General features: G+C 41.7%; 16 protein-coding genes. 9 read left to right on the top strand and 7 right to left on the bottom strand.

All coding sequences use genetic code 11. The annotated features are described in order from the left end of the window. Positions 1 to 171 precede the first annotated feature (171 nt). Complete coding sequence (gene argA, locus IRQ78_RS04870; RefSeq protein WP_194441509.1) at positions 172 to 1,512, top strand: amino-acid N-acetyltransferase; 1,341 nt, start codon at positions 172 to 174, stop codon at positions 1,510 to 1,512. A gap of 23 nt (positions 1,513 to 1,535) precedes the next feature. Here argA and IRQ78_RS04865 read toward each other — a convergent pair whose 3' ends face one another. Further along, a complete protein-coding gene (locus IRQ78_RS04865) occupies positions 1,536 to 2,606 on the bottom strand; it encodes a DUF3083 family protein (RefSeq protein ID WP_054551363.1) in 1,071 nt (356 codons plus the stop codon). 228 nt (positions 2,607 to 2,834) lie between these two features. On the opposite strand from IRQ78_RS04865, the gene glnS reads away from it, so the two are divergent. Next, complete coding sequence (glnS, locus tag IRQ78_RS04860) at positions 2,835 to 4,502, top strand: glutamine--tRNA ligase (protein ID WP_166340235.1); 1,668 nt, start codon at positions 2,835 to 2,837, stop codon at positions 4,500 to 4,502. Between the two features lie 85 nt (positions 4,503 to 4,587). Here glnS and IRQ78_RS04855 read toward each other — a convergent pair whose 3' ends face one another. Further along, entirely contained in the window at positions 4,588 to 7,002 is a 2,415-nt protein-coding gene (locus tag IRQ78_RS04855; RefSeq protein WP_194441725.1) for a TonB-dependent receptor, read from the bottom strand. A 165-nt stretch (positions 7,003 to 7,167) separates the two neighbouring features. Here IRQ78_RS04855 and IRQ78_RS04850 point away from each other — a divergent pair, with 165 nt between their 5' ends. After that, the gene (locus tag IRQ78_RS04850) at positions 7,168 to 7,695 is read left to right on the top strand and encodes a YaeQ family protein (RefSeq protein WP_194441508.1); all 528 of its coding nucleotides are present in this window, start codon (positions 7,168 to 7,170) and stop codon (positions 7,693 to 7,695) included. Here the strand turns inward: IRQ78_RS04850 and yfaE are convergent. The 5 genes from yfaE to ubiG form a co-directional block, all read right to left on the bottom strand. After that, the gene (gene yfaE, locus IRQ78_RS04845) at positions 7,692 to 7,964 is read right to left on the bottom strand and encodes a class I ribonucleotide reductase maintenance protein YfaE (protein ID WP_194441507.1); all 273 of its coding nucleotides are present in this window, start codon (positions 7,962 to 7,964) and stop codon (positions 7,692 to 7,694) included. The genes IRQ78_RS04850 and yfaE overlap by 4 nt on opposite strands. Beyond that, positions 7,964 to 9,094, bottom strand: coding sequence for a class Ia ribonucleoside-diphosphate reductase subunit beta (nrdB, locus tag IRQ78_RS04840; protein ID WP_138619454.1), 1,131 nt, complete (start codon positions 9,092 to 9,094; stop codon positions 7,964 to 7,966). Before nrdB ends, yfaE begins: the two co-directional genes overlap by 1 nt. Before the next feature lie 70 nt (positions 9,095 to 9,164). Continuing rightward, positions 9,165 to 11,450, bottom strand: a complete 2,286-nt coding sequence (gene nrdA, locus IRQ78_RS04835) for a class 1a ribonucleoside-diphosphate reductase subunit alpha (RefSeq protein ID WP_054551357.1) — start codon at positions 11,448 to 11,450, stop codon at positions 9,165 to 9,167. A gap of 392 nt (positions 11,451 to 11,842) precedes the next feature. After that, positions 11,843 to 12,517: an HAD family hydrolase gene (locus tag IRQ78_RS04830; RefSeq protein ID WP_194441506.1), complete on the bottom strand. Its 675-nt coding sequence runs from the start codon at positions 12,515 to 12,517 to the stop codon at positions 11,843 to 11,845. Further along, entirely contained in the window at positions 12,517 to 13,227 is a 711-nt protein-coding gene (ubiG, locus tag IRQ78_RS04825) for a bifunctional 2-polyprenyl-6-hydroxyphenol methylase/3-demethylubiquinol 3-O-methyltransferase UbiG (RefSeq protein ID WP_054551355.1), read from the bottom strand. The genes IRQ78_RS04830 and ubiG overlap by 1 nt, the downstream gene beginning before the upstream one ends. Before the next feature lie 176 nt (positions 13,228 to 13,403). Here ubiG and gyrA point away from each other — a divergent pair, with 176 nt between their 5' ends. The 6 genes from gyrA to ihfB all read left to right on the top strand — a co-directional run bounded on the left by gyrA (position 13,404) and on the right by ihfB (position 21,472). Then, entirely contained in the window at positions 13,404 to 16,100 is a 2,697-nt protein-coding gene (gene gyrA / locus IRQ78_RS04820) for a DNA topoisomerase (ATP-hydrolyzing) subunit A (RefSeq protein ID WP_194441505.1), read from the top strand. A 69-nt stretch (positions 16,101 to 16,169) separates the two neighbouring features. Beyond that, the gene (gene serC, locus IRQ78_RS04815; RefSeq protein WP_194441504.1) at positions 16,170 to 17,258 is read left to right on the top strand and encodes a 3-phosphoserine/phosphohydroxythreonine transaminase; all 1,089 of its coding nucleotides are present in this window, start codon (positions 16,170 to 16,172) and stop codon (positions 17,256 to 17,258) included. Positions 17,259 to 17,260: 2 nt separating this feature from the next. Then, complete coding sequence (gene aroA / locus IRQ78_RS04810; protein ID WP_194441503.1) at positions 17,261 to 18,541, top strand: 3-phosphoshikimate 1-carboxyvinyltransferase; 1,281 nt, start codon at positions 17,261 to 17,263, stop codon at positions 18,539 to 18,541. 104 nt (positions 18,542 to 18,645) lie between these two features. After that, on the top strand, positions 18,646 to 19,353 hold the full coding sequence (gene cmk, locus IRQ78_RS04805) for a (d)CMP kinase (protein WP_058585079.1): 708 nt from the start codon (positions 18,646 to 18,648) through the stop codon (positions 19,351 to 19,353). Between the two features lie 98 nt (positions 19,354 to 19,451). Then, on the top strand, positions 19,452 to 21,119 hold the full coding sequence (gene rpsA, locus IRQ78_RS04800; RefSeq protein WP_054551350.1) for a 30S ribosomal protein S1: 1,668 nt from the start codon (positions 19,452 to 19,454) through the stop codon (positions 21,117 to 21,119). 65 nt (positions 21,120 to 21,184) lie between these two features. After that, positions 21,185 to 21,472 (top strand): integration host factor subunit beta, encoded by a 288-nt coding sequence (gene ihfB, locus IRQ78_RS04795; RefSeq protein ID WP_036968575.1) that lies wholly within the window; start codon positions 21,185 to 21,187, stop codon positions 21,470 to 21,472. The last annotated feature ends 1 nt before the right edge of the window (position 21,473 follow it).

The raw sequence follows: 21,473 nt of genomic DNA, 5'->3' as shown, positions 1-21,473 counted from the left end.
GCTCGCTTATGCGGGCCTTTTTTGTATTTATCCCTTTCTTATAACTCGCACGAAAATTCCGCCTATAAATTAAGAATAATAATGCTTTATTTGTGAATATAAATTCCATACACTTGTGGCTTGTATATCTGTTTTTATTAAAACATTCGACTTTAATAAGGTAAATATTACGTGCGTACCACAGAATTGGTAGATGGATTTCGCCAGTCAACTCCATACGTTAATGCTCACCGCGGTAAAACATTCGTTGTTATGCTTGGCGGAGAGGCGATCGATCAGTCTGGTTGTCGCAGCATCATCAACGATGTCGCGTTATTAACTAGTCTTGGTATTAAGATTGTTTTAGTGTTTGGTGCTCGCCCACAGTTTAACGCAGCGCTTGAACAAGTTGGCATAACTAGTCAGTTTCATAATGAGATACGGGTAACTGATAACGCAACATTTGATGTAATTAAAAAAGTTGCGGGTGCAATGCAGTTCGATATAACCGCGCGTTTATCTACGTCTTTAAGTAGTACACCTATGTCTGGCTCATTTTTAAATGTTGTGAGTGGTAATTTTGTTATTGCTCAGCCTTTAGGTGTTGATGAAGGTGTTGACTATCATCATTCAGGTAGAGTGAGACGTATCGATGTTGCGGGTATTCGCCACCAGTTAGATAACAACGGAATTGTTCTGCTTGGGCCAATAGCGGCGTCTGTTACAGGTGAAAGCTTTAACTTAACAGCTGAAGAAATTGCTACGCAAGTAGCTCTCAAACTACGCGCCGATAAAATGCTTGGCTTTTGTAAAGAAGCCGGTATTTTGGATGAAAATGGTGAAGCAATTGCAGAGCTAATGCCAAATGAAGCTGAGCAGCTACTAGTAAACTATCGTAAGCAACCAGATTCATGTTTAAGTGCTACTGTATTCTTACAAGCTGCAATTGATGCTTGTCGAGGTGGCGTACATCGTTGCCATCTTGTTAGTTACAAAGAGGATGGCGCATTACTTCAAGAGTTATTCTCTTTAGATGGTATTGGTACACAAATCGCACCACAAAGCTCTGAGCAATTACGAAGTGCAAGTATTGCTGATATTACCGGTATCATTAACCTTATTAGACCCCTTGAACAACAAGGCTATTTAGTGCGCCGTTCTCGTGAACAGCTAGAAATCGAAATTGAACAATTTACAGTTATTGAGCGTGATGGGCTAATCATTGCCTGTGCGGCTTTGTATCCGTTTGCTGATGAACAAGTAGGGGAGTTTGCAAGTTTGGCTGTTCACCCTCAGTACCGAGATGCCGACCGCGGCAGTTATCTACTGAGGTTTATTATTAATAAGGCTAAACGTGCAGGTTATTCGCATTTATTTGCTCTCACCACACGCAGCATTCACTGGTTTTTAGAGCAAAGTTTTGAAATAGTGACAGTTGATGAACTACCTCCGAAGAAAAAAGCGCTATATAATCATGAACGCCGCTCTAAAGTATTGCGTCTAGATTTAACTAAGCTAGGTAATAAGAGGTGACGCATGCGTCACCTCTTATACTCTTAATATTGATAGTTAATGTGCTGATAAAAACGCACACGTAAATCTTGGCGAGTCGGATTAAATGCCAGCTCGTCAGTAACTTCATTTATCGCACTTTGCACTTGATTCATAAACTTACCATAACCAATGTCATGCTTGTCTTTATCGGCTGCGGCAATCACAAAATGTAGTGAATCTACAAGTTGAGCTGCATCCCAATACTGTTGTAATTGCACCTGCTCAGAGCTGCAATCAAAGGTCAGCTTTTGCAGTTCGCTGTTACTTTGTGCGTTATCAATATTGCTATTACGAACAATAGGGCGGGTACCGTTAGCGATGAAAGCGCCGAGTGTTAATCCGCGTTTATCACATGCTCGTTTGAATGCATCAAAGATGTATTGATAAAACTGCGTATAATTCTCTTCATTCAACATATGCTGAAATTGCGTTTTAATGGCGCGAGTTACTGGAATCGAAAACCCAGCGTATGTCATCTCACTGTGTTCATTTGGCACATGACATTGGCGAGACTGGTAACGTGGGTATAAGCTACGTAATTTATAGCCATAGCTTTCTTTGTGACCTTTTGCTTTAGCAAATAAATCATAAGTTAGATGTTGGTGGTCACGAATTTTAAGAGGTGGTTGGCCGCTTAGTAGCTTTTCTTGTAATGAGTTGATCACTCTTTGCACATTATGATGAAAACTAGCCGCATGAGCGCGAATATCTTCACCAGTCGCTAAAAATAATAAACGAATTTTTTTGCATTTTTGCTCACCATCAGCAAATACATTATGTGCTTCATGGTATTGTGGGTTATAGAAAAACAAAATCTGCTTAGCGGTTTCTAAGCTATATGCCTCATCATGGTAACGAACCACGGGTAATTTATCGTTGGCGATTAGGTGTACATTATGTAATTCATACTCATCACATAGTGCAAATAACTCCCTTGCAAGACGCTTATAAGCACAGCTCACATTGGTGAACTGGGCAAAAAACTCATCAGTAGGTTTAAATTCAACTAACACATACTGGTTTGCACGTGCTGAGCTTGGAATATAGACTCGATGTTGATTGAGCGAAGCCATCTTTTTTCCTTATTGGTAGTGAAACTGACGGCACTATATCGCTAGTCAATGATCATTTTATTGCGTTAGAACAATTTTTTTACCGATTTTGTCCAGTCTGTGAACTATGTATTCAACAATCGACGTAATATCTTCAATAAACATGATGCAACCACTGTATGTTAGGGTTTGTTTTTGTAATAATGCATTAGTTTTGTCACCATGCAATATTCAGAGGATTATGCTCCTATGGCGGAAATTGAGAATCGCCCAAGTAACTTTATTAGAACGCGTATCGACGAAGATCTAGCAAGCGGTAAGCATGCGACTACACACACGCGTTTTCCACCTGAACCAAACGGTTTTTTACACATTGGTCATGCAAAGTCTATTTGTTTAAATTTTGGTATCGCCCAAGATTATCAAGGTCTTTGTAACTTACGTTTTGATGATACGAATCCAGAAAAAGAAGACATCAACTACGTAAATTCGATTAAAGAAGATGTGCAGTGGTTAGGTTTCCAGTGGGATGGTGAAATTAAGTATTCATCTAACTATTTCGATGCGCTATATGGCTATGCTGTTGAGCTTATCGAAAAAGGCCTAGCGTATGTGTGTTTCTTATCGCCAGATCAAGCCCGTGAATACCGTGGTACTTTAAAAGAGCCGGGTAAAAACAGCCCATACCGTGATACGCCAGTTGAAGAAAACCTAGCGCTATTTGAAAAAATGCGTAATGGCGAGTTCAAAGAAGGCGAATGTGTACTGCGTGCTAAAATCGATATGGCAAGCTCATTCATGGTATTGCGTGATCCAATTTTATACCGTGTACGTTTTGCTCATCACCACCAAACCGGCGACAAGTGGTGCATTTACCCAATGTACGACTTCACGCACTGTATTTCAGATGCGCTAGAAGGTATTACACATTCATTATGTACGCTTGAGTTCCAGGATAACCGTCGTTTATACGATTGGGTATTAGATAACATCAGCCTTGAGTGTCATCCGCAACAAATCGAGTTCTCACGATTAAATCTTGAGTACACCATTATGTCTAAGCGTAAATTAAACGACTTAGTGGTAAATGGTCATGTTGAAGGCTGGGACGACCCACGTATGCCAACGATTGCAGGTTTACGTCGTCGTGGTTATACACCTGCATCAGTACGTGAGTTCTGTTCTCGTATCGGTATCACTAAACAAGAGAACATGGTTGAAATGGGCATGCTAGAAGCCTGTATCCGTGAAGACCTAAATGAACATGCACCTCGTGCAATGGCTGTTCTTGATCCGGTGAAGATTGTTATCGAAAACTATGACGCAGATAAAGTAGAAACGTTATCTGTTGCAAATCACCCGAATAAAGAAGAGATGGGTCGCCGTGACGTACCTTTCACTCGTGAACTTTATATCGAGCGTGAAGACTTCCGTGAAGAAGCAAACAACAAGTTTAAGCGTTTAGTTCTTGATAAAGAAGTACGTTTACGTGGTGCTTATGTAATTAAAGCTGAGCGCGTTGAAAAAGACGAAAACGGCGAAATTACGACTATCTTCTGCTCTTACGATCCTGAAACTCTGGGTAAAAACCCAAGTGATGGCCGTAAAGTTAAAGGTGTAATTCACTGGGTATCAGCGAGTGAATCTATCACAGCTGAAGTTCGTTTATACGACCGTTTATTTAACGTGCCAAACCCAGCGGCAGCAGAAGACTTTAACGCAACACTAAACCCTGAATCACTTGTGGTTCTTGAAAATGCGAAAGTTGAGCCGTCACTTGCAAATGCACAAGCAGAGCAGGGCTTCCAGTTTGAGCGTACAGGTTACTTCTGTCGTGATAGCAAAGCAGAAACATTAGTATTCAATCAAACTGTGGGTCTTCGTGATTCATGGGCGAAGATTGAACAAAAAGGCTAATAGCTAACCTATTTAGTTTCTATGCTTAATAAAAAACCCTTTCACTTTAAAAGTGAAAGGGTTTTTTTATAACTATTAAAAGCGATTAGAAATAACCGCGAATACCCAAGCTGAAGTTACGACCAGGTAGTGGTGCTTTTTCTTTAATGAATGAGCTGTGTACGAAACCAAGTTCATCGGTTAAGTTGTCAACATTGATGTAAAGCTGTGTATCAACAGGACCTAAGTCAAGTTGGTAGTTAGCTGATGCATCAAATAGGGTATAGCCGTCAGTTTTTGTCTCGTAAGCAGTAATGTCAGACTGCTCAAAATAATGAGTACCGGTTAGGCTAAACTTCCAATCAGACACTGTGTACTGTAATTCAGAACCCAGTTTATTAGCCGGAATACGCGGTAAGTAACCTTCATCATCTTTTAGCTTAGCCGTTGTTGAATCACCAAACACTTTAACTAACGCACTTGGCGTCACTTGATAATGTACGTCAAATTCAATACCGTATAATTTCGCATCTTTACTTGTGAATTGGTAAACCGCCATTGCATCTTCATCTGCATCAGCTGCTGATTCTAAGCCATGCTCTTCATCAAAAACTAAACCGGTATTTTGCTGGTAGTAGTAGTTTTCAATGTCGTTATAGAAGAAGTTAACTGTGTAACCAAAGTCACCAATAAAACGACGGAAACTTAAATCAAAGTTAGTTGCAGTTTCTTGCTTGATATCTTCTGGCTCAAAATGAATTTCGCCATCTTCAATATGATAACCAAGGCCTAGCTCATAAGTACCTGTTGCGATATGAATACCGTTTGAAAGTAATTCAGCACTTAGCGGCGCACGTTCTGAACGTGATACACTCAGAGCAACACTTTGGCCTTCTTGATATTGCCAAATTGCACCTGCAGATAAGCTTAGATTTGTGAAATCTTCACTGTAGTTAATTATTTCAGCTTCTTCTTCGTCATGGTGCTCTTCTTCCTCTTCATGATCGTGATCATGATGATGCTCAGCCATGCTTACAGCAGAATCGATTTGATAATCTTCAAGGCGTGCACCTAGCTCAATGGTCACATCACCAAACTGGCGCTCTTCAAGAACGAATAACGCGTTTGTTTTAGTGACACTTGCTGGCGTAAAGGCTTCTTCACCATCTGCATCATAGTCAGACTCAGTGTAGTGATAACCAGCCATACCGTGCCAAAGGCCTAACTTGTGCTCAACGGTTGCACGTGCTTCGGTTGTTTTGTTTGTAAACACGGTGCCCACTGCACCATCTTCGATTTCAGCGTGTTTGTAGTCTGTGTAGCCAACGCGTAGTGAGATATTTTCAATCCAGTTATCATGAAGTGCATAGCTCATGTAGCCTTGCCAGCGATCTTGCTCTAGCTGTGCAAATACTGATTCTTCGTGCTCTTCTTCACCTTCATGTTCGTCATGATCTTCCTCTTCTTCATGATGATGATGCTCATGAGCAGGAATACCATAATCTGTTTCGATGCGGCCGTATGACACACCTAGCGTTAGATGATCGCCCACGTAACTAGTACCAAAGTTAACTGTTTGGCTATCAATAAAGGTGTTTTCTACGCTGTTAGCTGTTTCGTGTTCTTCATGTTCTTCACCTTCATGCTCCTCGTGCTCTTCATGTTCCTCAGGAAGCTCAAAGTTCGGTGTGTCGTAATCGTGACCTTTGCGCTTAGTACCGTCAAAATGGAAGTTGAAACCATCGTTACCAGTTTCAAGTTTTGCAGCATAGGTGTTGGTATTAGATACTGTATCGTGTGTATATTGAGCAGCACCGGTTAAAGACTCGATGTTATCGGTAGGAATACGGTTATCAACAACGTTCACCACACCACCGATAGCGCCAGAGCCATAAAGTAGAGTAGCAGGGCCGCGAAGTACTTCGATTTGCTCTGCTGCTAGGCTGTCATTTGATGTTGCGTGGTCAGGGCCTATACGAGATGCATCACTGCTATCAAGGCCATTTTGGGTGATCTTCACACGCGGACCATCTAAACCACGAATAATTGGGCTTGATGAAACTGGGCCAAAGTAGCTAGCATTAACGCCCGGTAAACCTTTTAGTGTTTCGCCTAATGTCGGTTTTGCTTTGTCTTTTAACTCATCACCGGCTAAAACATTCACAGGCGAAATCATTTCAAGACTATTTTTATGAAGCGCTGATGCATAAACAACAACCGTTTCAACTGAGGTTGGTGTAAGGGTAACTACAACATTTTGGTCTTCGCCATTAATAGCAATACGCTTATCGATGAAATTGTTTTTACTGATGTGAAGCTGACCTTTATTGTCTACATCAATTTTAAACTGACCTTGTTTGTCAGTCACAACGCTTTGTGATTTGCCGTGTACATGTATTTCAGCATTGCTGATAGGTTGTTGGTTTTTATCTAATACTTGACCTGTGATCACAGCAGCCATTGTTGATTGAGAAAACAGCGCAGCGGCAACAGCACTAGAAAGAATTGAAACTTGCTTCATCATTACTACTTCTAAGTTTGTTGTTGAGTGTTGCGTTATATTATAACGCTGAAAATATTAATCGCAATAACGTTATACTATAACTTTACCTATACCTTAACCCTAAGTCGCGATTTTATCACCATACACTATACTGAGACTGTTACACTGAGATGGCTGAATTTTATGTCTGATAAAAATAGGGTATTCAAAGCAAATTTTACTATTGCTGATTTAAGAGAGCATCGTAATCACAAAGAGGTGTTTACCACTGCTTGTGACCGTCGTGAAAGCTATCAACACTTTGTACTCAAGCTTTTAAGTTATTGCTTATTTTCACACAACGAAACAGCCATATTGAATGCAAGGTTCAGTCATGCTGAACCGGATGTGTCAATAAAAGCGCTTGATGACCATTATCAAACATGGCTTGCTGTTGACCAACCAGATATTTTACAACTGATTAAAATTGCAAAGCGGGTCGATGAACTATGGGTTGTGACAACCTTAAACAACGACTGGCTTAAAGAAAATGAGCACCAGTTGGAACTTATTAATAATGGTCATTTAATTGCGTTTGATGACAGCTTCATTGAGGAATTAGCGAGTCATCTAACTAAAAATCTGCAGTGGGATGTTACGATTGATCAGCAAATGGTGAGTGTGTCAGATAAAGAAAATTTCTACCAAACGAGTCAGCTTATTTGGCATTAAAGCTCAATTTTTACCTTGCCATTGGGTTTACTACAACACAGCAATACTTCACCAGTTCTAACAAAAGCAAGCGGTTCTTGATTGTAGCTCACATCACCTTCGACTAATTTTGCACGGCATGCGCCACAATAACCTTCACGGCATTGGTAGGGGACATCTATTTTGTGTTGTTCTAGGCATTCAAGGAGAGATGAACAGCCAGAATCAAATTCAAGATTCTGGCTGTCTGTTCCTGCAAGGATAACCTCTGCAGTGTTGTTTGAGCTCATTACAGGTCGAAGTCACCAAAGTCAGATGCATCAACTTGAGAGTCAATTTGACCAACAAGGTAAGAGCTGATTTCAGCTTCTTGTGGAGCAACTTGAACGTTGTCAGATACTAACCAAGAGTTGATCCACGGAATAGGGTTACTCTTACTTTCGAACTGTGTAGGTAGGCCTACCGCAGTCATACGTGCATTAGTTATGTATTCAACGTATTGGCATAAGATATCTTTGTTAAGACCAATCATAGAACCATCCTTGAACAGGTATTCTGCCCAATCTTTTTCTTGTTCTGCTGCTTCAACAAACATCTGAATTGCTTCTTCACGACACTGTGCTGCAACGATTGCCATTTCTGGGTCGTCTTTACCTTCTTGCATAATGTTCAAGATGTGCTGTGTGCCAGATAAGTGTAACGCTTCATCACGGGCGATTAGCTTGATGATTTTTGCATTACCTTCCATCAATTCACGCTCAGCGAAAGCAAATGAACAAGCAAAGCTTACATAGAAACGAATCGCTTCTAAGATGTTAACCGACATCATTGCTAGGTAAAGTTGCTTTTTAAGGTCAAATAAACTGACTTTAACTTCTTCACCGTTGATCACATGTTTACCTTCACCATATAGGTTGTAAACAGAAATCATGTTAATTAAATCATCGTAGTACTTAGTTACCGCATCAGCACGCTCACTGATCTTCTCGTTGCTTACGATATCGTCAAAGATAAGTTCAGGAGATTGCGTAACGTTACGAATAATGTGCGTGTATGAACGGCTATGAATGGTTTCACTGAACGCCCATGTTTCAATCCAAGTTTCTAACTCAGGAATAGACACAATAGGTAATAACGCAACGTTAGGTGAACGGCCTTGTACACTATCAAGAAGCGTTTGATATTTTAAGTTACTTAAAAATATGTGCTTTTCGTGTTCTGGTAACGCTTGGAAGTCAAGACGGTCTTTACTTACATCAACTTCTTCAGGACGCCAAAAGAACGAAAGTTGCTTTTCGATTAGCTTTTCGAAGATAGGGTACTTTTGTTGGTCGTAACGTGACACGTTTACCGTTTGGCCGAAAAACATCGGTTCTTGTAATTGGTTATTATGATTTCGGCTAAAAGTTGTATATGACATAGTGATTTCTCAAAAAACAGTCAGGACAAAGCGGGCAAATGAGCCCGCTTTTGTTATGTTATTAATTTAATTAGATTTTACAAGCGCCGCCTGCACAACCGTCATCTTCTACCTCTGGTGTTAACTCATCTTGAGAGTCTGATGCACCATCACGTGTGTTGTGATAGTACAGAGTTTTAACACCAAGTTTATACGCAGTCAGTAGGTCTTTTAATAGCACCTTCATAGGTACTTTACCGCCTTCGTACTTAGATGGATCATAGTTAGTGTTTGCAGAGATCGTTTGGTCAACGAATTTTTGCATAATACCAACAAGTTGTAGATAACCATCGTTTGAAGGAATATCCCACAGTAGCTCGTAGTTATCTTTAAGATTTTCATAATCAGGCACTACTTGCTTTAAGATACCATCTTTACTTGCTTTAACACTGATATGACCACGTGGTGGCTCGATACCATTTGTCGCGTTAGAGATTTGCGATGATGTCTCTGAAGGCATAAGGGCAGATAGCGTTGAGTTACGCATACCGTGCTCTTTAATGCTTTCGCGTAGTGAATCCCAATCTAAGTGAAGAGGCTCATCACAGAACTGATCTAGGTCACGTTTGTAAGTATCTGTCGGCATAATGCCTTGAGAATACGTTGTCTCGTTAAATTTAGGACACGCACCACGTTCTTTCGCTAACTCATTTGATGCTTTCATTAGGTAATATTGAATTGCTTCAAATGTCTTGTGAGTTAGGGCATTTGCGCTGCCATCTGAGTAACGCTTACCATTTTTCGCTAAGTAGTACGCGTAGTTAATAACACCAATACCTAGCGTACGACGACCCATAGTCGCGTTTTTCGCCGCAGGAACAGGGTAGTCTTGGAAATCAAGTAAGTTATCAAGAGCACGTACTGCAAGTTCAGCAAGCTCTTCTAATTCGTCAAGTGACTCAATTGCACCTAAGTTAAATGCCGACAGCGTACAAAGTGCAATTTCACCTTCTTCATCCATTACATTGCTAAGTGGCTTAGTTGGTAATGCAATTTCTAAACATAAGTTAGATTGACGAATTGGTGCCACAGTCGAGATGAATGGGCTGTGCGTATTACAGTGGTCAACGTTTTGTAAGTAGATACGACCTGTGCTGGCACGCTCTTGTGCAAACATTGAGAATAACTCAATCGCCTTAATACGTTTTTTACGAATTGACTCGTCTTGCTCGTATTTGATGTATAGCTCATCAAACTTCGCTTGATCTTCAAAGAACGCATCGTATAGACCCGGTACATCTGATGGGCTAAATAACGTGATGTAATCGTCTTTGATTAAACGGCTATACATTAATTTGTTGAACTGCACACCATAGTCAAGGTGACGTACACGGTTATCATCAACACCACGGTTGTTCTTAAGAACAAGTAGGTTTTCAACTTCTAAGTGCCAAAGTGGGTAGAACAGCGTTGCTGCGCCGCCACGAACACCACCTTGTGAACAGCTCTTAACTGCTGTTTGGAAGTGCTTATAAAACGGAATACAACCTGTGTGGTACGCTTCGCCGTTACGAATAGGGCTACCAAGGGCACGGATGCGACCGGCATTAATACCAATACCTGCACGTTGCGAAACATATTTAACAATCGCAGACGATGTTGCATTAATAGAATCTAGGCTATCACCACATTCAATAAGTACACATGAGCTGAACTGACGTGTAGGGGTACGTACACCAGCCATGATAGGTGTCGGTAATGAAATTTTGAATGTAGATACTGCATCATAAAAACGCTTGATGTAATCAAGGCGTGTCTCTTTTGGATAATCAGAGAATAAGCTTGCAGCCACTAAGATATATAAAAACTGTGCACTTTCGTAGATTTCACCAGTAACACGGTTTTGAACTAAATACTTACCTTCAAGTTGCTTAACAGCAGCGTAGCTGAAGTTTAAGTCACGGTTGTGATCAATGTAAGCATCTAACTCGTCAATTTCTTGTTCGGTATAATCAACAAGTAGGTGTTGATCATAACGCTTGTCTTCAACTAATTTGGTGATGTGATCGTATAAGCGCGGCGGCTCAAATTGACCATATGCTTTTTTACGTAAATGGAATACAGCTAAGCGAGCAGCGAGGTATTGGTAATCAGGCGTATCTTTAGAGATCTGATCAGCTGCAGCTTTGATGATTGTTTCATGAATGTCATCGGTACGAATGCCGTCATAAAATTGAATGTGTGATTTTAATTCAACTTGTGAGACAGACACATTCTCTAGACCTTCTGCGGCCCAAGCGATCACGCGATGGATCTTATCTAGATCAAGTGACTCTTTACGGCCGTCACGTTTGCTTACAGATAGCTGTTGGTTCATAGTTTTGCCTGTATTCCTTGGGAAATTTTAGTTGTAAGACAAAGGTATTCTTTAATGTAATTATTATTATTCAACACCAAGATAAACTAATTGAATAACATTTAGCCACAATATCTGGTGTTGTTTAAATTGCAGATCACAAGATAGTGTGGTCTGAGTTGTTTTGCAAGGGATAGAATTGCCCCAATTTGTGGATAACTATTGGATAAGCGCATTGTGTTAGTAACCATTAACCTTTGAACATTCATAGACGACGAAATTTGTAGAAATCAACAAAAGATCCAGAAAATTTACCGTTTTGAAAAATAAATTTTGACTGATTTTTTTATCATCAATGAATGCTCAAAAGTAAATCAAATCACAACATATGGTGTTTCAGTTATCAAATAACACTATATATGGTTGAAACCATCAATCGGCGTTTGCCAATTAAAATCCGCTTGCCAGCCAAGTGCAGCGTCTACACTCGGTATATAACCCCATAACGCTGTTGCGCTATACATGTTGGCTGCTTTTGCTGCTTGAATATCACGTTCAGCATCACCGATATATAAACAACGGCTTGGAGCAACATCTAAGATCTCAGCAGTGTGTAATAGTGGATCCGGTGATGGTTTTGACACAGCTAATGTATCGCCACTCACAACTGCCTTTGCATCACGCAAGGAGGGAATAGCCTGCACTAAGGGCTCAGTTAAAAAGCCGGGCTTATTAGTCATAATGCCCCACTTAATATTGTTTTGCTCAAGTGCAATTAAAAGCTGTTCGATGCCGTTGAAGCATTTACTGTGCACAGCAATATCTTCGGCGTAATAGTCAAGAAGCTGCTGGCGCAAGGCGAGTTGTTCAAGTTCGGGCCATTTATCCCCAAACCCTACTTCTAATAATGCATTTGCACCGTTAGACGCAACAGGGCGATAAACATGCTCAGCAACAGGCGCCACATTGGCGTCTGCTAACACGCGGTTTAATGCACCACCTAAGTCATCCGCGGTATCGAGTAGTGTGCCATCTAAATCAAAGATAAACGCATCAAAATCGATAGAGGGTGTTTGCACACCACTCATTAGGCTAGTTTCTCAAAGTGCAGGATGTAATTAACACTTACATCATCATTTAAGCTGTACTGCTTAGAAAACGGGTTATAGTGAAGGCCGGTACTGGCGCGTACTTTTAATCCTGCTTCTTCTGCCCATGCAATAAGCTGCGCAGGTTTGATAAACTTTTTATGGTCATGCGTACCTTCAGGCACCATCTTTAAAAGCTTTTCAGCACCGACAATAGCAAACAAGTAGGCTTTTGGTGTTTTATTTAATGTTGAAAAGAACACATCAGCGCCCGGTTTAGCAAGGTCTGCTACAGCACGAATAATAGAAGCAGGGTCTGGAACATGCTCAAGCATTTCCATACAAGTCACTACATCAAAGCGAGCAGGGTGCTCAGCAGCGAATTGCTCTGCAGGTACTTTTATATAATCAACAGGTACGCCTGTTTCTAAACTATGTAACTTAGCAACGGTAAGTGGCTCTTGGCCCATATCGATACCGGTTACTTTAGCGCCCATACGCGCCATACTTTCACTTAAGATGCCGCCACCACAGCCAACATCTAAGGTTTCCTTATCAAATAAGCCGCCTACTTTATCAGCGACAAAATCCAAACGTAGAGGATTTATTTCATGAAGGGGTTTGAACTCTCCGTCGCGGTCCCACCAACGTTCTGCGATGGCTTCAAACTTTGCAATTTCTGCATTATCTACATTTTGATGCTCGGTCATAAAAAACTTCCTCGTTAATCTGAGGCCATTATATAGGGGGAAATTAATAAATCGCAAAGATTTAGCGCCTGTAAATCTAAATAAATTGTGATAGCATGGTCTGGAAATAATAACTAAAGCTCTTAAGACGGCGGTTTGCCTCTTAATGAGTCAATACTGAAGGAATGTGAAATCAAATGACTGATCTCGCCAATGAAATTCTGCCAGTCAATATTGAAGATGAATTAAAAAACTCCTACCTTGATTACGCGATGAGTGTAATCGTAGGACGTGCATTGCCAGACGTACGTGACGGCTTAAAGCCAGTTCACCGCCGCGTTCTATTTGCAATGAACGAACTCAATAATGATTGGAATAAACCTTACAAGAAATCAGCACGTGTTGTTGGTGATGTAATCGGTAAGTACCACCCACATGGCGACAGCGCGGTATATGACACCATCGTTCGTATGGCGCAGCCTTTCTCATTACGCTACATGCTTGTTGATGGCCAAGGTAACTTTGGTTCTGTTGACGGTGACTCTGCGGCAGCAATGCGTTATACGGAAGTCCGTATGGCGAAAATGTCACATGAATTATTAGCTGATTTAGAAAAAGAAACGGTTGATTACGTACCGAACTACGACGGTACTGAGCAAATTCCTGACGTATTACCTACTAAAGTACCTAACTTATTAGTAAATGGTTCTTCGGGTATCGCGGTTGGTATGGCGACGAACATTCCACCTCATAACTTAACAGAAGTTATCAATGGTTGTTTAGCGCTGATTCAAAACCCTGATATGTCAATTGCTGACCTTATTGAATATATCCCAGGTCCAGATTTCCCGACTGCGGCGATTATCAATGGTAAAAAAGGCATTGAGCAAGCGTACTTAACCGGTCGTGGTAAAGTATATATCCGTGCTCGCGCTGAAATCGAAGTTGACGAAAAAACCGGTCGTGAAACAATCATCGTTCACGAAATCCCTTATCAAGTTAACAAAGCACGCCTAATCGAAAAGATCGCAGAGCTTGTTAAAGATAAGAAGATTGAAGGTATTAGTGCACTACGTGATGAATCAGATAAAGACGGTATGCGTATCGTTATTGAAATCAAACGTGGTGATGTTGGTGAAGTAATCTTAAACAACCTATATGCACAAACTCAGTTACAAACTGTGTTTGGTATGAACATGGTTGCACTTGATAACAACCAACCTAAGTGTTTCAACTTAAAAGAAATGCTTGAAGCGTTTATCGTACACCGTCGTGAAGTTGTTACACGTCGTACCGTATTCGATTTACGTAAAGCCCGTGACCGTGCTCACACGCTTGAAGGCTTAGCGATTGCCCTTGCGAATATCGACCCAATTATCGAGCTTATTCGTAAGTCACCAACACCAGCAGAAGCAAAAGTGGCACTAACAGCGCGTTCTTGGGAACTCGGCACTGTTAAAGCAATGCTTGAAAAAGCAGGTGAAGATAACGTAGCACGTCCTGATTGGTTAGCGGCTGATTTAGGTATCCGTGACGGTCAGTACTATTTATCTGAGCAACAAGCACAAGCAATTCTAGACTTACGTTTACATAAACTTACAGGTCTTGAGCATGAGAAGATCTTAGACGAGTATCAAACACTTCTTGATCTAATTGCTGAGCTTTTACATATTCTTTCAAGCCCAGAGCGTTTAATGGAAGTTATCCGCGACGAGCTAGTAGAAATTAAAGAGCAATATGGTGACGAACGTCGTACTGAAATCAGTGCAGCAGCTCACGATATTAGCCTTGAAGACCTGATCAATGAAGAAGACGTTGTTGTAACGCTTTCTCACGAAGGTTACGTTAAGTATCAACCATTATCGGATTACGAAGCACAGCGTCGTGGTGGTAAAGGTAAGTCAGCAACGAAGATGAAAGATGAAGACTTCATCGAACGTCTATTAGTTGCAAATACCCACGATACAATCTTATGTTTCTCAACAGCAGGTCGCTTATACTGGTTGAAAGTATATCAGTTACCATTAGCAAGCCGTGCAGCGCGTGGTAAGCCAATTGTTAACTTATTACCTCTTGAAGCTGATGAGCGTATTACTGCTATTTTACCAGTACGTGAGTACGAAGAAGATAAATACATCTTCATGGCAACTGCGTTTGGTACAGTTAAGAAAACACCACTTACAGCATACAGCCGTCAACGTGCGAGCGGTATCATCGCAGTTAACCTAAATGAAGGCGATAGCCTAATTGGTGTTGATATCACTGATGGCACGAATGAAATCATGCTATTCACTGATGCTGGTAAAGTTGTTCGCTTTAAAGAAGCAGAAGAGTCAGCAGTTGTTGATGAAAACGGTAACCCAGTTCTAGACGAAAACGGTAACCCAGAAATCCGCTTCAAAGGTGTACGTCCAATGGGTCGTACAGCAACAGGTGTTCGTGGTATTAAGATGGCTGACGACCAACGCGTTGTGTCGTTAATCGTACCTAAGTCAGATGGCGCAATCTTGACTGTGACAGAAAACGGTTACGGTAAGCGTACAGCACTTGAAGACTACCCATCGAAGAGCCGTGCAACACAAGGTGTTGTATCAATCAAAGTAAGCGAGCGTAATGGCGCTGTGGTTGGTGCAGTACAAGTTGACGATAACGACGAAATCATGATTATCTCGAATCGCGGTACCTTAGTACGTACCCGTGTAAACGAGGTTTCTACGGTTGGTCGTAATACTCAAGGCGTTATTTTGATACGAACTATTGACGAAGAGCAAGTAGTTGGTTTACAACGTATCGAAGAAATCGAAGTTGATGAGCTAGAAGCCATCGAAGGCGAGGCCGTTGAAGTAGTCGATACCAATACTGAAGAAACGGGTGATAACCCACCTTCAGAATAACATTGATTTAAAAAGCGGCTTCGGCCGCTTTTTTTATCCGCACTATAATTACTGGAATGAGGCAAAGTAATGACTAAGTATAATTTTTGTGCAGGACCGGCAATGCTACCGCCGGCAGTTATGCAAAAAGCACAAAAAGAATTTATAGACTGGCAAGGTTTAGGTGTCTCTGTGATGGAAATTAGCCATCGCAGCAGCGACTTTTTAGCGCTTACCACTAAATGTGAAGCAAGCCTGCGTCGTTTAATGAATATTAGCGATGAGTTTGAAGTGTTATTTATGCACGGCGGTGGCCGTGGTCAATTCAGTGCTGTACCACTGAACCTTCACCTTGATGATAAGCCAGCCGTGTACTGTGAAAACGGTGTGTGGTCTAAAGGGGCCACGTCAGAAGCAGCAAAATTCACTGCAGTTGAAAGCATCAATGTACGTGATGATGAGCAGCAAAATGGCCAGTTCTCTATAAAACCAGCAAGCAGCTGGGAATTACCAGCTGATGCGTCATACATTCACTATTGTCCGAATGAAACCGTCGATGGCATTGAAATTTTTGACGTACCGTCACACCCATCAGCACCGATTGTGGCTGATATGTCATCGACTATTTTATCGCGCGAGTTTGACGTAAATCAGTTTGATCTTATTTACGCTGGCGCACAAAAGAATATCGGCCCGTCTGGTTTATCGATTGTTATTATTCGCAAAACACTTCTTGAGCGTGAAGGTCTTGCCAAGCCAGGTATTCTTGATTACGCCTTAGAAGCAAAACAAGGCAGCATGTATAACACGCCACCGACATTTGCGTGGTACTTAGCAGCTGAAGTATTTGAATGGCTTGAAGCAAACGGCGGCGTTAAAGCGATGGAAGAACAAAACATCGCAAAAGCAGAACTTCTTTACAACTACATTGATAGCTCAGATTTTTACAGCAACAAAGTTGCTAAACATTGCCGTTCGCGTATGAACGTACCGTTTTGGCTAAACGACGAATCACTGAATGATAAATTCATTAGTGAATCAAAAGAAGCAGGCTTATTAGCCCTTGAAGGTCACCGTATTGTCGGTGGTATGCGCGCAAGCATTTATAATGCGATGCCACTTGAAGGTGTTCAAGCCTTGGCTAATTTTATGGAAAAATTCGCCAAGGAGAACAGCTAATTATGGAACAGCTTCGTCTTGAACCGATTACAAAGGTAAATGGTAGTGTGACACTGCCAGGCTCAAAAAGCTTATCAAACCGTATCTTACTGCTTGCTGCTCTTGCAGAGGGCACAACAGTTGTTGAAAACCTACTAGATAGTGATGACATTCGTCACATGTTAGGTGCATTAAATCTTCTAGGCGTGAATGTATCGCTTAATGAAGATAAAACAGTGGCTACCGTAGAGGGTGTTGCAGGTAAATTTAAAACTCCGAGTGAGCCTTTATTTTTAGGTAATGCCGGTACTGCTTATCGTCCACTGACAGCGGTTTTAGCTGCTGTAGAAGGCGAGTACCAGCTGGTGGGTGAGCCTCGTATGGAAGAGCGCCCAATCGGCCATTTGGTAGATGCACTGCAAGTACTGGGTGGTGATGTTGAATACCTTAAGCATAAAGATTATCCACCACTGGCCATAAAAGGCGGCAAAATCAACGGTGGTAAAGTTGCAATTGATGGCAGCATTTCTAGCCAGTTTTTAACAGCGTTACTAATGGCAGCGCCATTATTTAATGGCGATACAGAAATCACCATTAAAGGCACGCTAGTATCAAAGCCATACATTGATATTACACTAGATGTAATGAAGCGCTTTGGCGTTACTGTAAGCCATGACAATTACGAAACATTTTACGTTAAAGGCTGTCAGCAGTATCAAGCACTTGAGCGCATTATGGTTGAAGGTGATGCATCAAGCGCCTCTTATTTTGTTGCGGCGGCTGCAATAGCAGGTGGCGAAATTGAAATTAACGGGGTAGGTGCGGCATCTGTTCAAGGTGATATTGGTTTTGCCAAAGTGATGGAGCAAGTAGGCGCCAAAATCGATTGGTACGATGAAAAGCTGGTGGTTCGTAAAGGCGAGCTAAACGCGGTTGATATTGATGCCAATGCAATCCCTGATGCGGCAATGACACTCGCCACTGTTGCGCTTTTTGCAAAAGGTAAAACGGCAATTCGTAATATCTATAACTGGCGTGTCAAAGAAACAGATCGCTTATATGCCATGGCTACAGAGCTTCGTAAAGTTGGCGCAGAAGTGGTTGAAGGTGAAGATTTCATCGAAATTACACCACCAGACACTTTTAACGATGTAGCGATTGATACCTATAACGATCACCGTATTGCCATGTGTTTTGCAATGGTTGCCGTTGGCGGAAAGCCGATAACCATTAACGATCCTAAGTGTACATACAAAACTTTTCCAACGTTTTTCAAAGTACTAGAGTCTGTCTCAAGTCAATAAAACAGAAGAAAATATAAAAAGTTACATTCTAAATGCGGATCTATTTCTAGAACTGGCGTATAATATCGCGGTTTTATTTTGGTGTGCATTGCAGGAGGTTATAAATGCAGGCGTTATCAATGCCCGTAATCACCATCGATGGCCCAAGTGGTTCAGGTAAAGGAACTGTTTGTCGCTTGTTAGCCGAGAAATTAGGTTGGGATGTATTAGACAGTGGAGCGATTTACCGTGTGCTGTCACTTGCAGCGCTTCATCATCAAATTGAACTAGATAATGAAGATGCGCTAGTTCCGCTAGCTGCAAACTTAGATGTACAGTTTTTGGTCGATAGTCAAACGCATACTTCTAAAATTGTCTTGGAAGGCGAAGACGTCACAACCACAATTCGTAACGAAGAAGTGGGTGCTGCGGCATCAAAAATTGCTGCATTACCACGGGTGAGAGAAGCATTATTACGTCGTCAACGTGCGTTTCGTACTGAGAGCGGCTTAATTGCCGATGGTCGTGACATGGGCACAGTTGTGTTCCCAGATGCACCATTGAAGATTTATTTAACCGCATCAGCTGAAGAGCGCGCTCGTCGTCGCTTTGCTGAGTTGAACGAACGCGGTCTTGATGTTACACTAAGTGGTCTACTTGAGGACATAAAAGCTCGCGATCACCGTGATATGACGCGTGAAGTTGCGCCGCTTGTTCCTGCAGAAGACGCCATTGAGCTCGATACTAGCGAGCTTAATGCAATGCAAGTGTTTGATAAAGTTGTAACTTTACTCGACGAAGCCGTACTTGCAGGAAAGCTTCCAAAAGCTTAAAAGTAATTTATTAAGGTGCCGGCAGGAAGCCAGTGCTATTTTAACAACCCCATGCAGCATGGTTGCTAATTGGTTATTTAATTATTTAGAGACGTATAATGTCAGAAAATTTTGCGCAGTTATTTGAAGAAAGCCTTAAGGGTTTTGAAGCAGAGCAAGGCTCTATCGTTAAAGGTACTGTTATCTCAATCGAGAACAACATCGTACTTGTTGATGCTGGTCTTAAATCTGAAAGTGCAATCCCTGCTGAGCAATTCAAAAATGCTGCTGGTGAACTAGAAGTTGCTGTTGGCGACGAAGTAGATGTTGCTTTAGACGCAATCGAAGACGGTTTCGGTGAAACTATCCTTTCTCGTGAGAAAGCGAAGCGTCACGAAGCGTGGATCCGCTTAGAAAAAGCATGTGAAGAGCAAGAGACTGTTACTGGTGTTATCAACGGTAAAGTTAAAGGCGGTTTCACTGTTGAAGTTGATTCAATCCGTGCCTTCCTACCTGGTTCACTTGTTGATGTTCGTCCAGTACGTGACACAACTCACCTTGAAGGTAAAGAGCTTGAGTTCAAAGTAATCAAGCTTGACCAAAAACGTAACAACGTTGTTGTTTCTCGCCGTGCAGTTATCGAATCAGAGAACTCACAAGAGCGTGAAGAGCTTCTTGCTAACCTTGTTGAAGGTCAAGAAGTTAAAGGTATCGTTAAGAACCTTACTGACTACGGTGCGTTCGTTGACCTTGGTGGTGTTGACGGTCTACTACACATCACAGACATGGCGTGGAAGCGTGTTAAGCACCCTTCAGAAATCGTTAATGTTGGCGACGAAATCGCAGTTAAAGTTCTTAAATTCGACAAAGAAAAGACTCGTGTATCTCTAGGCCTTAAACAGCTTGGCGAAGATCCATGGGCAGCTATCGCTGGTCGTTACCCAGAAGGTTCTAAGCTTTCTGGTCGTGTAACTAACCTTACTGACTACGGTTGTTTCGTTGAAATCGAAGAAGGCGTAGAAGGTCTAGTACACGTTTCTGAAATGGATTGGACTAACAAGAACATCCACCCTTCAAAAGTTGTTTCACTAGGTGACACTGTTGAAGTTATGGTTCTTGAAATCGACGAAGAGCGTCGTCGTATTTCTCTTGGTCTTAAGCAATGTATTGCTAACCCATGGCAAGAATTTGCTCGTCTACAAAACAAAGGCGACCAAGTTACTGGTAAGATCAAATCAATCACTGACTTCGGTATCTTCATCGGTCTTGAAGGCGGTATTGACGGTCTTGTTCACCTTTCAGACATTTCTTGGAACACGCCAGGCGAAGAAGCTGTACGTGAATTCAAGAAAGGCGACGAAATCACTGCTATCGTATTACAAGTTGACCCAGAGCGTGAGCGTATCTCTCTAGGCGTTAAACAAATCGAAGCTGACCCATTCAATAACTACCTGGACGCAAACAAAAAAGGTGCTATTGTTAAAGGTAAAGTGACTGAAGTTGATGCGAAAGGCGCAACTGTTGAGCTAATCGAAGGCGTTGAAGGTTACATCCGTGTAGCTGATATCGCTCAAGAGCGTGTTGAAGATGCTACTACTGTAGTTTCGGCAGGCGACGAAATCGAAGCGAAATACGTTGGTGTTGATCGTAAGAACCGCACTTTAAGCTTATCTGTTAAAGCTCTTTTCGAAGCAGAAGAGAAAGAAGTACTAGAGAAGCTTAAGAAAGAAGAGCCAGCGTTCGAAAACGCTATGGCTGCAGCATTCAAAAATGCTCAAAAAGACTAATATCTAGTCTTTTAAAATTGGAAGGGCAGTTTTGCCCTTCCTTTACCACTCTTTAAGGAAACGCTATGACTAAGTCAGAATTGATAGAACAACTTGCCGAGCAACACGCACACATCCCTGTGAAAGATGTTGAAAATGCCGTTAAAGAAATTCTTGAACAAATGGCCGGCTCATTATCTAGCTCAGATCGCATCGAGATCCGTGGCTTTGGAAGTTTCTCATTGCATTATCGTTCTCCTCGCACAGGTCGTAATCCAAAGACTGGCGAAACAGTTGAGTTAGACGGTAAGCACGTACCACATTTTAAACCAGGTAAAGAATTACGTGACCGCGTAAATGCGAGTATTGCCTAGT

Origin of the sequence: Pseudoalteromonas simplex (assembly GCF_015278155.1) — a bacterium.
In the GTDB taxonomy this organism is placed as follows: Bacteria; Pseudomonadota; Gammaproteobacteria; order Enterobacterales; family Alteromonadaceae; genus Pseudoalteromonas; species Pseudoalteromonas simplex.
This window is presented reverse-complemented; position numbering and strand designations above follow the sequence as displayed.

Coding starts and splice junctions, on each gene's coding strand:
- ihfB (WP_036968575.1), top strand. CDS start 21,185: ATGACTAAGTCAGAATTGATAGAACAACTTGCCGAGCAACACGCACAC.
- cmk (WP_058585079.1), top strand. CDS start 18,646: ATGCAGGCGTTATCAATGCCCGTAATCACCATCGATGGCCCAAGTGGT.
- glnS (WP_166340235.1), top strand. CDS start 2,835: ATGGCGGAAATTGAGAATCGCCCAAGTAACTTTATTAGAACGCGTATC.
- IRQ78_RS04865 (WP_054551363.1), bottom strand. CDS start 2,606: ATGGCTTCGCTCAATCAACATCGAGTCTATATTCCAAGCTCAGCACGT.
- IRQ78_RS04830 (WP_194441506.1), bottom strand. CDS start 12,517: ATGAGTGGTGTGCAAACACCCTCTATCGATTTTGATGCGTTTATCTTT.
- ubiG (WP_054551355.1), bottom strand. CDS start 13,227: ATGACCGAGCATCAAAATGTAGATAATGCAGAAATTGCAAAGTTTGAA.
- IRQ78_RS04850 (WP_194441508.1), top strand. CDS start 7,168: ATGTCTGATAAAAATAGGGTATTCAAAGCAAATTTTACTATTGCTGAT.
- gyrA (WP_194441505.1), top strand. CDS start 13,404: ATGACTGATCTCGCCAATGAAATTCTGCCAGTCAATATTGAAGATGAA.
- rpsA (WP_054551350.1), top strand. CDS start 19,452: ATGTCAGAAAATTTTGCGCAGTTATTTGAAGAAAGCCTTAAGGGTTTT.
- yfaE (WP_194441507.1), bottom strand. CDS start 7,964: ATGAGCTCAAACAACACTGCAGAGGTTATCCTTGCAGGAACAGACAGC.
- serC (WP_194441504.1), top strand. CDS start 16,170: ATGACTAAGTATAATTTTTGTGCAGGACCGGCAATGCTACCGCCGGCA.
- aroA (WP_194441503.1), top strand. CDS start 17,261: ATGGAACAGCTTCGTCTTGAACCGATTACAAAGGTAAATGGTAGTGTG.
- nrdB (WP_138619454.1), bottom strand. CDS start 9,094: ATGTCATATACAACTTTTAGCCGAAATCATAATAACCAATTACAAGAA.
- nrdA (WP_054551357.1), bottom strand. CDS start 11,450: ATGAACCAACAGCTATCTGTAAGCAAACGTGACGGCCGTAAAGAGTCA.
- IRQ78_RS04855 (WP_194441725.1), bottom strand. CDS start 7,002: ATGAAGCAAGTTTCAATTCTTTCTAGTGCTGTTGCCGCTGCGCTGTTT.